Source organism: Nonomuraea turkmeniaca, assembly GCF_005889735.1.
GTDB lineage: Bacteria > Actinomycetota > Actinomycetes > Streptosporangiales > Streptosporangiaceae > Nonomuraea > Nonomuraea turkmeniaca.
In genome coordinates this window covers 17,538-30,498 of record NZ_VCKY01000132.1, presented here as the reverse complement: position 1 = coordinate 30,498, position 12,961 = coordinate 17,538, and the positions used below count along the sequence as shown (strand labels likewise).

10 protein-coding genes and 1 pseudogene are annotated in these 12,961 nt (G+C 70.9%); 9 read left to right on the top strand and 2 right to left on the bottom strand.

Annotated features, from left to right (window positions below):
• Both ETD86_RS32310 and ETD86_RS32305 read right to left on the bottom strand, forming a co-directional pair.
• Positions 1-1,575: PH domain-containing protein (locus ETD86_RS32310; protein WP_246148529.1), on the bottom strand; the 1,575-nt coding region annotated here is incomplete at its 3' end.
• Positions 1,572-2,093 carry a PH domain-containing protein gene (locus ETD86_RS32305; protein WP_138670444.1) on the bottom strand — a complete coding sequence of 174 codons (522 nt, stop codon included), beginning with the start codon at positions 2,091-2,093 and terminating at the stop codon, positions 1,572-1,574. The genes ETD86_RS32305 and ETD86_RS32310, both read right to left, overlap by 4 nt.
• A gap of 646 nt (positions 2,094-2,739) precedes the next feature.
• Here ETD86_RS32305 and ETD86_RS32300 point away from each other — a divergent pair.
• The 9 genes and pseudogenes from ETD86_RS32300 (at position 2,740) to ETD86_RS32260 (ending at position 12,932) form a co-directional block, all read left to right on the top strand.
• Positions 2,740-3,279 carry a YbhB/YbcL family Raf kinase inhibitor-like protein gene (locus ETD86_RS32300; RefSeq protein ID WP_246148528.1) on the top strand — a complete coding sequence of 180 codons (540 nt, stop codon included), beginning with the start codon at positions 2,740-2,742 and terminating at the stop codon, positions 3,277-3,279.
• A gap of 183 nt (positions 3,280-3,462) precedes the next feature.
• Positions 3,463-5,016 (top strand): hypothetical protein, encoded by a 1,554-nt coding sequence (locus ETD86_RS32295; protein WP_138670442.1) that lies wholly within the window; start codon positions 3,463-3,465, stop codon positions 5,014-5,016.
• A gap of 76 nt (positions 5,017-5,092) precedes the next feature.
• Positions 5,093-7,336 carry a SulP family inorganic anion transporter gene (locus tag ETD86_RS32290; protein ID WP_138670441.1) on the top strand — a complete coding sequence of 748 codons (2,244 nt, stop codon included), beginning with the start codon at positions 5,093-5,095 and terminating at the stop codon, positions 7,334-7,336.
• A 5-nt stretch (positions 7,337-7,341) separates the two neighbouring features.
• On the top strand, positions 7,342-8,358 hold the full coding sequence (locus ETD86_RS32285; RefSeq protein WP_138670440.1) for an NAD-dependent epimerase/dehydratase family protein: 1,017 nt from the start codon (positions 7,342-7,344) through the stop codon (positions 8,356-8,358).
• A 405-nt stretch (positions 8,359-8,763) separates the two neighbouring features.
• Positions 8,764-9,114: a bifunctional 3-phenylpropionate/cinnamic acid dioxygenase ferredoxin subunit gene (locus ETD86_RS32280; protein WP_138670439.1), complete on the top strand. Its 351-nt coding sequence runs from the start codon at positions 8,764-8,766 to the stop codon at positions 9,112-9,114.
• Positions 9,111-10,307, top strand: coding sequence for an NAD(P)/FAD-dependent oxidoreductase (locus ETD86_RS32275; protein WP_138670438.1), 1,197 nt, complete (start codon positions 9,111-9,113; stop codon positions 10,305-10,307). The genes ETD86_RS32280 and ETD86_RS32275 overlap by 4 nt, the downstream gene beginning before the upstream one ends.
• A 16-nt stretch (positions 10,308-10,323) precedes the next feature.
• Positions 10,324-11,409 (top strand): S-(hydroxymethyl)mycothiol dehydrogenase, encoded by a 1,086-nt coding sequence (locus ETD86_RS32270; protein WP_138670437.1) that lies wholly within the window; start codon positions 10,324-10,326, stop codon positions 11,407-11,409.
• Positions 11,385-11,798, top strand: a pseudogene (locus ETD86_RS32265) (MBL fold metallo-hydrolase); the annotation flags it as partial. The gene ETD86_RS32270 and the pseudogene ETD86_RS32265, both read left to right, overlap by 25 nt.
• A gap of 27 nt (positions 11,799-11,825) precedes the next feature.
• Positions 11,826-12,932, top strand: coding sequence for an aromatic ring-hydroxylating oxygenase subunit alpha (locus ETD86_RS32260; RefSeq protein ID WP_246148526.1), 1,107 nt, complete (start codon positions 11,826-11,828; stop codon positions 12,930-12,932).
• Positions 12,933-12,961 lie beyond the last annotated feature (29 nt).

Here is a 12,961-nt window from a genome sequence, read left to right as displayed (position 1 = left end):
CTCCGGGGTCACCTCGGCGGGGAAGCCCCCCGCCTGGGCCTTCGAGACGTCGATCGCCTCGTACCCGCCCTTGCCGGCCCCGACTCCGGCGATCAACGTGAGCACCCCGGCCCGACGCTGGAACCACGTCTGCCGCAGCCGCCACCCCACCACGGCCCGGCGTTCGACCACGGCCTGGGACCGGCGCAGCGAGCCCGACCGCACCGCCACCCGCACCCCGTCGTAGCCGTGCCCCAGCGACGCGTACCGGTCGAGCCCCAGGGGAATCCCCACACCGGCCAGCAGCAGCGACAGGACCAGCAGGATCCACCACACCATCATGCCGGTCACCCCCACCGCCACGCCGCTGACCAGCGCGATCAGCGCCCACGGGAAAACGGCGCGGAACAGGCGGCGGTTGCGGGCCACGGGCGGGTGACGGCGCAGGGCGGCCGTATAGGGACCGACCGCATCCCCGGTCACCTGGTACGCGACCGCGCGCGGCACATCAGGCAACAATTGCCCCCGGGTCTGCGAGTCGCCGAGCCCGGTCACGATGGCCCACACGCGCACGACCCCGGCCCATCGCTCGGCGAGCCCGTCCACGATCTCGTAGCCGCGCACCCGCGCCGACTCCAGCGAAACGCTGCGCCGGTTGATCAGCCCGCGTTCCGCCACCAGGTAGCCATCGCGCCGTTTGAGCTGGAAGTCCCAGTTGAAGACCGCGTACATGAGCCCGCCGAGAATGGGCATCGCCAGGACGAGCAGGACGGCCGCGATCAGCAGCAGGTAGGGGTGTTCCCAGAGCCATTGGCCCACGTTCCAGGCGGCGTCCTGGCCGAACCCCAACTCGTCCCCCCACTGGAACGCCAGCCCCACGGCGCCGCCGGCCAGCGCGAACGGGGTGAGCAGGTACGCGCCCGACAGCGGCCCGTACAGCAGCCACCTGCGCGGCACCCTGACGATCGGCCGCTCCACGGGCCCGGTCGCGGCGGCCTCGGGCATGGGCCCTTCCCGCGGGGCCGCGCGCCGCAGGAGCAGCGCCTTGAGCCGGTCGGCCTCCTCCCGCGTGACCCCGTCGAGCTCAGCCTCCTCGTCGCCGCCGCTCGCCCCCGTGTCGATCTTGAGTACGGCCAGGCCGAGCAGCCGATGCATGGGAGGCGTGGACACGTCGACGCCGCGGATGCGCTCCAGCGGGATGGTACGGACGGACCGGCTGATCAGCGACCGTTTCGTCTCCAGGCGGTCACCGGCGATCTCGTACGTGAAGGTGACCCACCTGACGACTGCGAACACCACGGTGCCGACGATGCCGAGCACTGCCCAGCCGTACGACCTGGCCGAGAAGCCGCCCACCAGCAGCACGCCGAGGAGGGGCAGGAGCAGCGAGGGCAGCATGCGCACCGGATCGATGAGCAGCACCTTCGGGCTCAGCCGCAACGGCACCCGGACCGGGGGCGCAGGAGGCCCCGTCTGCCCGTCGCCCGCCCATCTCGGCCCGGGCGGCAGCCCGTGGCCTGGCGCCGGTGCAGGCGCGTCGTCGGGCAGGCCCTCATGGCCGGCATCCTCGGGCCGGCGCGGCCGGGGGTCGGTCATGTGGCGTCGTCCCTGAGCGCTTCGGCCCGGTGCGCCAGCTGCTCGGCGAGGCCCGCCGCCACGGCGTAGTCCAGCCCCTTGATCGTCGAGGAGCCGGCGTGGGACGCGGTGCGGATTTCCAGGGTGGCCAGCCCGAGCATCCGCTCGAACCACCCTTGCCCCTTGTCGACCGTCTGGATGCGGCTCACGGGCACGAAAACCCACTCCCTGGTCAGGTACCCCGACCTGGCGTAGACGACGTCACCTGAGAGCTCCCAGCGATGTACGGCGTACCGGACGAACGGCTCGGCCGCCAGGAACGGCAGCGTCACCACGACGACGGCCACGGGCAGCAGCCAGGAGTTCGCGGCGAACCAGTCCGGCACCCACGACCACCCGCTGCCGCCGACCCACCGCGATACCAGGAGCGAGCCGCCCAGGAAGAACCCGAAGGCGAGCAGCGCTTCGAGCAGCCACAGGCGGACGGCCTTGGGCGAGACGCGGTTCGCCGGATCGCGTAGCGGGCCTGTTGAGGTCACAAGGCCAGCTTAGGACGCGTACCCGCGAGGTGATCTGCCTGCGGGGCGGTAAAGATCCAGCGATCGCGGCGGCGTGTCTGCCCACCGGGTTCTGGCCCTGGTGCCATGCTCGGTGGCGGCCGGCCGCAGGCTGTCGAGCATGGCCACGTCGGCGGCGCCACGTTCGTGCCAGCCAGGCCCCGGGGCTAGCGCGGGACCGCACCGCAGCGCGAGTGCCTCAACGAAACGTGGCAGCCGCCGTCCGCACACCGGCCGCCCCGCCCCCCGCAGCGGACCAGCGGGGTGGCCCTTAGCCGTGTCATCGCGCCGCGTCCCGGTCTTTTACCGTTTGTGGCGAGCTGGCGCACCTGGTTTTTGCCAAGGACCATGACCGAAACGAGTGTCCGTTTTGTCGGATCGCCGGGTGAGATCCCGCCCGGCGTCCATCGCGGGACGCAGCAGGCCAGCGCGGGTGCCGCGGCCGGCCCAGATGCGGAGCGACAGGTGGGGCGGAGGACACAGGTGTGGTCAACGTCACCCTCCGGATGCCTCGGTTCTGGCCGATTTCGGATCCTTTACCGAGCACGGACCATCGAGAAACGGTCTGCGCACCGCCGAGAGCCGCGTAGCATCGTCCGGCATGGGGCTGTGTAACACGGCATCACGCGTGCGACGGATCGGCGTCACTGTGACGACGGTGGTCGCGGCGTTCGCGTTGTCGGGTTGTGGCAGTTTCATCGGCAGATCCCAAGCCCTGGACATCGCGGAGATCAACGTCTCGAGCCCGGAGTTGCGCGACGGCAAGCCGCTGCCGCGCGAGTTCTCCTGCCGGGGCGGCCGGACCAGCCCGCCACTGCGCTGGTCGAGCCAGCCGCTGGCCGACGCCAAGTCGATCGCGATCGTGGTCGACTCGCGTGACTCGTCGGCGGCGACCGTCAACTGGGTGCTCTACAACGTCCCCGCGACCACGACCGAGCTGGGGCCCAACGCCGCCGAGGACCCTCCGGAAGGGACCGGGCAGGCAAGGGTGACCAGCGGGAAGACGGGCTACGACCCCCCGTGCAAACCAGGAAGCTACCGCTTCACGGTTTACACGCTGAACGCCAAGGTCGATGTCAAGGAGGGCGCGCCCCTCCCCGAGATCTTGAAGAAGATCGCGGATCAGACCATAGCCCGCGGCCGGCTCACCGCTGTTGACATCGAGTGAGAGGCCGAACACCGCAGGTAATACGGTGTACCAATTCTTCACGTAGGGTGTGACAACGCTCATAGTGGTCCGACACAATCAGATCCAATTGTTAGGCATTGGTGATCAATGGGGGCAGATCGCGTCGATGGCCGCGCGATCTCACCGATGCCAGAGGGAGGCCATGGCTTTGAGGGTGGTGCAATGACTGCGGTTATCGTGAGTTTGGTCGCCGTCGTGCTCCTCGTGCTCGTCGTCGTGGCACTGGGCGTGCGTTCAATGAACCGGCGGGAGAGCTCCCTGCCTCCGGAACGGCTGAAGGAGATGGCCGAGAAGGAGGAGAAGACCCACGCGCGTTCGACGGACGAGTTCGCCGCGCACGAGCCGCGGATGAACAACTTCAGTCCCGACTTCAGCCCCATTGACGCGCCCAAGGCGCCTAAACCGGTGCGGACCGGTCAGCGTGGCAAGCGCGGCGTCGACGAGTGGGGCAACCCGACCTCGGACGACGAGGACGAGGAGTTTTGGGCCAACATCCGCAGCGACGCGGAGCAGGGCAACTTCGGCGCCGGTGGCACCGTGGCCGCCAGGAAGGCCGCCGCCCGCCCGGGCGACCGGGAGCGTGAGCCGCAGCGCGCAGCCGAGCTCCCGAGCCGGTCCGAGCGGCGCAGCGAACGCACGGCCAGTCCCCAGCCCGTCGCCGCCGCGGACCCCGACGCGACCACCGTCCAGGCTCCCCTGCCGCAGCGCCAGCCGGCGCCCGCCGCGGCGTCCAACCTCGCCGACCTGGTCGAGCCCGCCAACCGCGCCACTCGTTCGCAGCCCGATCTGGCCGACCAGCGCACCGTGACCTTCGCGGCCCCGACAGCCGACGTGATGAGCATCCTCGGCGCCGGCGCCCAGCCGGTCGTCCCTGCCTCGCGCCCCGAGCCGATGCCGTCTCCTCGCCCGCAGCCGACGGCCGCGAACGGCACCGGCGCGTTCGCCAACGGCAACGGCTCCTACGCGAACGGCGGCAGCTCGTTCGCGTCCTCCAACGGCACCGGCTCCTACCCCGCCTCCCCGGCGAACGGCAGCGGCTCCTTCCCGGCATCTCCCTCGGCCGGCGGCAGCGGCGCGTTCCCCGCGGCGGGGCCGACCTCCAGCGGCTCGTTCCCGATCGCCCAGCCCGCGCCCCTGCACGGGGCCCCGACGAGCGACCCGTTCCCGGCCTACAACGGCGCTGCCGATCCGCTCGAGACCACCTGGACCACCCCGCCGACGCCGAGCGTGTCGGGTTCGTGGCCGGCCACTGTCTCGCCGGACATTCTGGACGACCCCACCCCGGCCCCCTCGTACGACCTGGGGAGCTCCTGGCCGGCGTTCGAGCAGCCCGCCGCCCGCTCGTCCTATCCCGCCTCGTACGAGGTGCGCCCCGGCTGGGCGGTGGCCGACGACTCCGACGCGCTCACCGGCCCGTCCCCCGTCACCGGCGCCCCGACCACGCCCCGCCGGGCGGTCTCGGCCAACTACGACGACGTGTTGTCGACTCCGACGCCTCCGGCGCCTCCGTCCGCGTACCCCGCGTACGAGACGGGCGACATCACCACCGCCCCCGCGGCCGCGTGGCCGGAGCCGCCGTCGCCCAACGGCACGCAGTCGACCTGGCCGGGGTACGGCGGCGACATGTTCGGCAACCAGCCGCAGGCCTCCAACGGCAGCGGCAACGGTCACCGGCACCCATCGGAGCAGGACTATCCGCACGACTACTACCGCTGATCACGCCGCCAGGAATACGTAAAACCCATGTGACACAGAGCTAAAGCGCGGAAGACGAAGCATTAGGGTTTGCTCCATGTTCCGCGACACGAAGAGTAGCTGGCTGGGCACCCTCCGGCATGATGTGCCAGCCTCGCTCGTGGTTTTCCTCGTCGCGGTGCCCCTTTCGCTGGGCATCGCGATGGCCTCGGGCGCGCCGCTCGCCGCCGGGTTGATCGCCGCCGTGGTGGGCGGGATCGTGGCGGGCGCGCTGGGCGGCTCGGCCGTGCAGGTCAGCGGCCCCGCCGCCGGATTGTCCCTGGTGGTCGTGGATCTGGTGCACACGTACGGATGGCGTGCCACCTGCATGATCACCCTGCTGGCGGGCGCCGTGCAGCTCTTGCTGGGCGTCTTCAAGGCGGCCAGGGCGGCGCTCGCGGTGTCGCCGGCCGTCATCCACGGCATGCTGGCGGCGGTCGGCGTGATCATCGCGCTGTCGCAGCTCCACGTGGTGCTGGGCGGCAGCTCGCAACGGTCGGCCGTGGCGAATCTGATGGAGCTGCCCGGGCAGATCGCCGACCTGCACGGACACAAGGTCGCGGTCGGCCTGCTCACGATCACGGTGCTGGCGGTGTGGACGCGGCTGCCCAGGAAGGTCAAGGCGATCCCCGCGCCACTGGCCGCGCTGCTGGTGGCGGCGGTCACGGCGTGGGCGTTCGGCTGGGACGTCACCCGCGTGGATCTGTCCGACAGCGTCACCGAGTGGGCCTTCCCCGTGCTGCCGCAGGGCGACTGGCACCTGGTCGTGGCGGCGGTGCTGCTGGTGGCGCTGCTGGCCGGGTGCGAGTCGCTGCTGTGCTGCGTGGCGGTCGACGGCATGCACGGCGGCCGCCGCGCCGACCTCGACCAGGAGCTGACCGGCCAGGGCGTGGCCAACATGGTCACCGGCGCCCTCGGCGGCCTGCCGGTCGCCGGGGTGATCGTGCGGAGCACCGCGAACGTGCACGCCGGCGCACGTACCCGCGGGTCGACGATCCTGCACGGCGTGTGGGTGCTGGTGTTCGCGCTCGGGTTCGGCTGGACGATCCAGCTGATCCCGATGGAGGCGCTGGCGGCGCTGCTGGTGTTCATCGGCGTGCAGATGGTGAACCTGGGCCACATCAAGAAGGTGCACGGCCACGGCGAGGTGCCGGTCTACGTGGTGACGCTGGCCGCGGTGATCCTGCTCGGGCTGGCCGAGGGCGTGCTGGCCGGGCTGGCGCTGGCCGCGCTGCTCGCGCTGCGCCGCCTGACCTGGGTCACCGTGCTGAAGCGCGAGGACAGGGACGGCCGGTTGCACGTGACGATCTCCGGGTCGCTGACGTTCCTGGGCGTGCCGCGGCTGACGCACGAGCTCCGGACGATCCCCGCGGGCACGCCCGTGGACCTCGACCTGAACATCGACTTCATGGACAACGCGGCCTTCGAGGCCATCCACTCCTGGCGGCTGGACCACGAGCGGATGGGCGGCACGGTCGACATCGACGAGCTGCACGACGAGTGGTACACGCTGGCCGCCAGCGGGGCGCGCATGTTCCCGGCCAAGTCGCCGCCGATGGCGCCGGACCGGTGGTGGCTGCCGTGGGCGCACCGGCGCCGCCGCCCCGGCAGCCGTACCGTGCCGTCGAACGGCGGTGCCACGCAGGTGGAGTGCCAGCTGACGGCGGGCGCGCGCGAATACCACCGTCGTACGGCGCCGCTGGTGAAGCCCATCTTCACCGAGCTGGCCCGCAAGCAGCAGCCGACGCACCTGTTCATCACGTGCGCCGACTCCAGGATCGTGCCGAGCCTGATCACCGCGAGCGGTCCCGGCGACCTGTTCACGGTGCGCAACATCGGCAACCTGGTGCCGCGCAGGGGTTCGGAGCCGCACGACGACTCGGTGGTGGCGGCGATCGAGTACGCCACGCAGGTGCTGGGCGTGCACACGATCACGGTGTGCGGCCACTCCGGGTGCGGCGCGATGGCCGGGGTGCTGAGCGCGGGCGTGCAGGCGGGCAGTCTGCCGGGGCTGCGCCGGTGGCTGCGGCACGGCGACCACAGCCTGGCCACGTTCATCGAGACCGAGGGCGACCGGTTGCACAGCGGGGCACTGGACGTGTTGTGCCGGGTCAACGTGCAGCAGCAGCTGGAGAACCTGCGGACGTACCGGAAGGTGGACGAGCAGGTCAGGGCCGGGAAGCTGGAGCTGGTGGGGTTGTTCTTCGACATCGCGACGGCCCGGGTGCACCTCGTGCCGCCGCTGCGGGCTACGCCCTTGGTGAAGACGACTGATCGAAGGGTGGCCGCAGGCGAAGATTGACCCTTATGAGGGTTCTTGTCATCGGTGGTTCCGGTTTCTTGGGGCGTGCCGTCGTGGAGGAGGCGCTGGCCCGGGGACACGAGGTCACGACATTCAACAGAGGGCGCACCGGCGTGGACGTGCCCGGGGTCGAGGTGGTCCGCGGCGACCGGGAGTCGCCGGAGGATCTCGAGCGGCTGGTGGACGGGCGTACGTGGGACTTCGTGATCGACACGTCCGGCTACGTGCCGCGGGTGGTGGGGGCTTCGGCGCGGGCGTTGTCCGGGCACGCGGGGACGTACGCGTTCGTCTCCACCATCTCGGCGCTCGCCGGTTTCCCCGGCAAGCCGGCCGGCGACGGCGCGGAGATCTGGCCCTGCGAGCCCGACGCGGGGCCCGAGGACGGCAACTACGGGGTGCTGAAGGCGGGGTGCGAGCGGGCGGTCGAGCAAGGGTTCGACGGCAACGTGCTGATCGTGCAGCCCGGGATCATCCTGGGGCCGTACGAGGACGTCGCCAGGCTGCCGTGGTGGCTGAGCAGGATCGCCCGGGGCGGGCAGGTGCTGGCGCCCGGCGAGCCGGACGCGCCGATGCAGTTCGTGGACGCGCGCGACCTGGGGATCTTCACGCTCGACCAGGCCGAGACCGGCACGGCCGGCCGGTTCCTGGTGACCGGTCCTGTCGGGCAGACCACGTTCGGGGAGTGGCTGGAGTCGTGCAAGGAGGCGACCGGGTCCGACGCGGAGCTCGTGTGGGTGGACAGCACCTTCCTGGCCGAGCAGGGGGCGGGGGCGTTCGTGGAGCTGCCGTTGTGGGGCGGGCCGCCGTCCGAGGAGACCGAGACGTTCTGGAGCGTCCCGACGACCAAGGCTCAGGCGGCCGGGCTGCGCATCCGTCCCGTCGCGGAGACCGTACGCGACACGTGGGCATGGTTGCAGGAGATCCCGGAGAAGCGCCGCAATTTTGGCAACAACACCACGCATGGGATCGCGCCGGAGAAGGAGGCCGCGATTCTGGAGGCGTGGGGCGCCCGTTCTGAGTAGTTCTGCGCAGACCGGGCGGCGTGCACAGGGTTAGTGTCACGGTGCCGGTCCTGACTCCCAGGGGCCGAAAGAGGGGCGGAGGTGCCCGCTGTCGAGCTATGTCCCAGAATTGGGCCGCCGATAATAGCGAGACAGTGGGGCGAACACCTCCGCCCCTCCGCATGTCGAGACGTCTGACTTCCTCGTGAGCCCCGCCCGGCTCACCGCGTGACGCGGTGGACCACGCCGGCACGTATGGCTCCTTGGCGCGGAGCGGTCTTCATCGAGTGGACGAGGGTAGGCGTGACAGACCTACCGGCAACACCACGAAGCACTACAAATCAGTCTTGACATCTGCATGCTCCACCCTCACGCTGTTGCGTATAGCGCTTGATGTTTCTCTTTGCGAAACTGGGGTGTGACTCGATGATTCCAGCGTGCCCTCTGGCGTCACTGCCGCGAGGTGAGGCCCTCCGCATCGAGGCCGATCCGCCCATCGCGGTGTTCCACACCGAGGACGGCGAGATCTACGCCATCGACGACACCTGCACGCACCAGGACGCCTCGCTCGCCGACGGCTGGCTGGAGGGCTGCGAGATCGAGTGCCCCCTGCACGCCTCGCGCTTCGACCTCAGGACCGGCGAGGTGGACGCGCCGCCCGCCAAGCGCCCCGTCCGCACGCACCGCGTGGTGGTCGAGAACGATGTCGTCTTCGTCGTGCCGTCCGACGCGCCGCCGAACCTGCCTCCCGGCGTCACCGTGAAGGGACAGGCGTGAGGATTGTCTGTGTCGTCGGGGCCTCGCTCGCCGGGCTGTTGACCGCCCGCGCGCTGCGCGCCCAGGGTTACGACGGCCGCCTGGTCCTGGTGGGTGCGGAGACCCATCGCCCCTACGACCGTCCCCCGCTGTCCAAGGACTTCCTCAAGGGCGCGTTGGACGAGGCCGATCTGGCGTTGGAGGCCGACGACGAGGACCTGGGCGCCGAATGGCGGCTCGGCGTGGCCGCCGTCGGCCTGGACGCCGCCGCCCGCCGTGTCAGGCTGAGCGACGGCACCGAGGTCGAGGCCGACGGCATCGTCATCGCCACCGGCGCCTCGGCCCGCCGGCTGCCCGGCATGGACGATCTTGCCGGCGTGCACACCCTGCGCACCCTGGACGACGCCCGGTCCCTGCGCCACGACCTCGCGAGCGCCAAGCGGATGGTCGTCATCGGCGGCGGTTTCATCGGCACCGAGGTCGCCGCGACGGCCTGCGACCTGGGCTTGGAGGTCACGCTCGTGGAGGCGGGGAAGACCCCGCTGGCCGGTGTGGTGGGAGCCCAGATGGCCGAGGCCATCGCCGCGCTCCACGAGAGGCGTGGCGTCCGGCTGCTGCGCGGCGCGCGTGTGGCGGAGCTGACCGGCGAGGAGCGAGTTGACGGGGTACGACTGACCGACGGCACCCTACTGCCCGCGGACGTGGTCGTCGCCGGGATCGGCGCGGCGCCCAACATCGCGTGGCTCCACGGCAGCGGCCTGCGGCTGGGCGACGGGGTGCTCTGCGACGGGGGCGGCCGAGCGATCCATGACGAGGACGGCGGGGAGATCGGCGACGCGGCGCCGGGAATCGTCGCGGTCGGCGACTGCGCGGCCTGGTTCGATCCGGCGCTCGGCCGGTACGACCGGTGCGAGCACTGGACCGCCGCGCGCCGGCGGGCGGCCGTCGCTGCGGAGACGCTGCTGTCGGGCGGCGCGGCCCGGCCCGCACGTCAGCGGCCGGCCTACATCTGGTCCGACCAGTTCGATGTGAAGATCCAGTTCGTCGGGCACGCCCGCCACGCCGACACGGTCGTGGTGGAGGAGGGCAATCCGGCCGATCACAGCTTCCTCGCCGTCTACCGGCAGGGCGAACGGCCGGTGGCCGTGCTGGGCGTCAACCAGGTCCGTCTCTTCTCCCGCTGGCGCCGACAGTTGGAGACGGCGGCGGTCTGAAAACAGGAGTGAATCAATGCCTCATGAAGTACGCGGTGTGGTCGCGACGGGCAACGGCAAGCCGGTCAGCTTGGCGACGATCCTCGTCCCCGACCCCGGTCCCGGCGAAGCGCTGGTGAAGGTGCTCGCCTGCGGCGTCTGCCACACCGACCTGCACTACCGCGAGGGCGGGATCAGCGACGACTTCCCGTTCCTGCTCGGCCACGAGGCGTCGGGCATGGTGGAGGCCGTCGGCTCGGGGGTCACCGACATCGCGCCCGGCGACTTCGTCATCCTCAACTGGCGCGCGGTGTGCGGGTCGTGCCGTGCGTGCCTGCGCGGCCGGCCGCAGTACTGCTTCGCCACGCACAACGCCACGCAGAAGATGACGCTGGCCGACGGCACCCCGCTGAGCCCGGCGCTCGGCATCGGCGCGTTCGCGGAGAAGACGCTGGTGGCCGCGGGCCAGTGCACGAAAGTCGATCCGGCCGCCTCCCCAGCTGCGGCGGGCCTGCTCGGCTGCGGCGTGATGGCGGGTCTCGGCGCGGCGGTCAACACCGGCGCGGTCAGCCGCGGCGACTCGGTCGCGGTCATCGGCTGCGGCGGTGTCGGCAACGCGGCGATCGCCGGCGCGCGGCTGGTCGGCGCCACCACGATCATCGCGGTGGACGTGGACGAGCGGAAGCTGGAGTGGGCGCGCGGCTTCGGCGCGACGCACACGGTGAACGCCAAGGAGGCCGACCCGGTCGAGGCGATCAGGCAGCTGACCGGCGGGAACGGCGCCGACGTGGTCATCGACGCCGTGGGCCGCCCCGAGACGTTCAAGCAGGCGTTCTACGCGCGCGACCTGGCGGGCACCGCGGTGCTCGTGGGCGTGCCCACCCCTGAGATGACTCTCGAGCTGCCGCTCCTGGACGTGTTCGGCCGGGGCGGGGCGCTCAAGTCGAGCTGGTACGGCGACTGCCTGCCGAGCCGCGACTTCCCCCTGCTGATCTCCCTCTACCTGCAGGGCCGCTTCGACCTGGACGCCTTCGTCACCGAGACCATCGGCCTGGACGGCGTCGAGGCGGCCTTCGCCAAGATGCACCACGGCGACGTGCTGCGCTCGGTGGTGGTGCTCTAATGCGTGCGGAGCGCGTGGTCACCTCGGGCACGTCCAGCCACGCGCACGACGACCACGTGAACGCCGCGCCCGGCCTGGTCGCCCGTACCGGCGCGCCCGTCCTGCTGCACCCGGACGACGAGGTGTTGCACACGCCGGGGCACGCTCCCGGCGCGGTCTGCCTCTACGTGCCGGAGCTAGGGGTGCTGTTCTCCGGCGACACGCTGTTCCTCGGCGGCCCCGGCGCGACCGGGAGGTCGTACAGCGGCTTCCCGACGATCATCTCGTCGATCAGCACGACGTTCCTCACGCTGCCCGGTGAGACGGTGGTGCACACCGGGCACGGTGACGACACCACCGTCGGAGCCGAGGCTCCGCAACTCGAGGACTGGATCCGCCGAGGACACTGACCCGGCCCACCCCACAGGAGTACTCCCGTGACCACGTCAAGCGTGATCCCCACCCTCCCCGGCCGCTACTACGTCGACCCGGAGATCTTCGCCCTGGAGCAGAAGAACATCTTCGAGTCGATGTGGTTCTGCGTGGTGCGCTCGTCCGATCTGGGCAAGCCGGGAGCCTTCAAGACCGTGCAGGTCGGCACCGAGAGCATCCTCGTCACCAGGGCGCGGAGCGGGGCGGTGCGCGCGTTCTACAACGTCTGCCGCCACCGCGGCGCCACCATCCGCACGGAGGAGTCCGGCGAGGTCAAGCGGACGTTCCAGTGCCCGTACCACGCGTGGACCTACGACCTGGACGGCAAGCTCATCGCCGCGCCCAACCTGACCAAGATGGCCGACCTGGACCGGGTCGAGTACGGCCTGGTCAAGGTGCACGTGCGGGAGTGGCTCGGCTACGTGTGGGTCTGCCTGGCCGACGACCCGCCCTCCTTCGAGGACGACGTGCTGGCCGCGGTCACCGAGCGCCTCGGCGCGCTGGACCTGATCGACAACTACGACGTGCCCAGCCTCGAGGTCGGGCGGCGGATCGTGTACGACGTCCAGGCCAACTGGAAGCTCATCATCGAGAACTTCATGGAGTGCTACCACTGCGCCACGATCCACCCCGAGCTGACCGAGGTGCTGCCCGAGTTCGCCGACGGCTACGCGGCCCAATACTTCGTCGGCCACGGCGCCGAGTTCGGCGACGAGATCCAGGGCTTCACCATCGACGGGTCAGCCGGGGTCGACCGCATCCCCGGGGTGAGCGAGGATCAGGACAGGCGCTATTACGCGATCACCATCAAGCCGCAGGTCTTCGTGAACCTGGTGCCCGACCACGTGATCCTGCACCGGATGTTCCCCATGGCCGTCGACCGCACGGTGGTCGAGTGCGACTGGCTCTACCTGCCCGGCGTCGTGGCCGGCGGCAAGGACCTGGACAAGTCGGTCGAGCTCTTCCACCGCGTCAACGAGCAGGACTTCGAGGCGTGCGAGCGCACCCAGCCGCGGATGAGCTCGCGCACGTACGCCAAGGGCGGCGTGCTGGTGCCGAGCGAGCACCACATCGGCGCCTTTCACGAGTGGGTCCAGGACCGGATCGGCTGAGCGATTCCGGACGTGATACAGCCGGCGCG

Bases quoted from the DNA above. Each gene is read 5' to 3' on its own strand.
- ETD86_RS32295 (WP_138670442.1), top strand. From the start codon at position 3,463: ATGACTGCGGTTATCGTGAGTTTGGTCGCCGTCGTGCTCCTCGTGCTC.
- ETD86_RS32290 (WP_138670441.1), top strand. From the start codon at position 5,093: ATGTTCCGCGACACGAAGAGTAGCTGGCTGGGCACCCTCCGGCATGAT.
- ETD86_RS32285 (WP_138670440.1), top strand. From the start codon at position 7,342: ATGAGGGTTCTTGTCATCGGTGGTTCCGGTTTCTTGGGGCGTGCCGTC.
- ETD86_RS32280 (WP_138670439.1), top strand. From the start codon at position 8,764: ATGATTCCAGCGTGCCCTCTGGCGTCACTGCCGCGAGGTGAGGCCCTC.
- ETD86_RS32270 (WP_138670437.1), top strand. From the start codon at position 10,324: ATGCCTCATGAAGTACGCGGTGTGGTCGCGACGGGCAACGGCAAGCCG.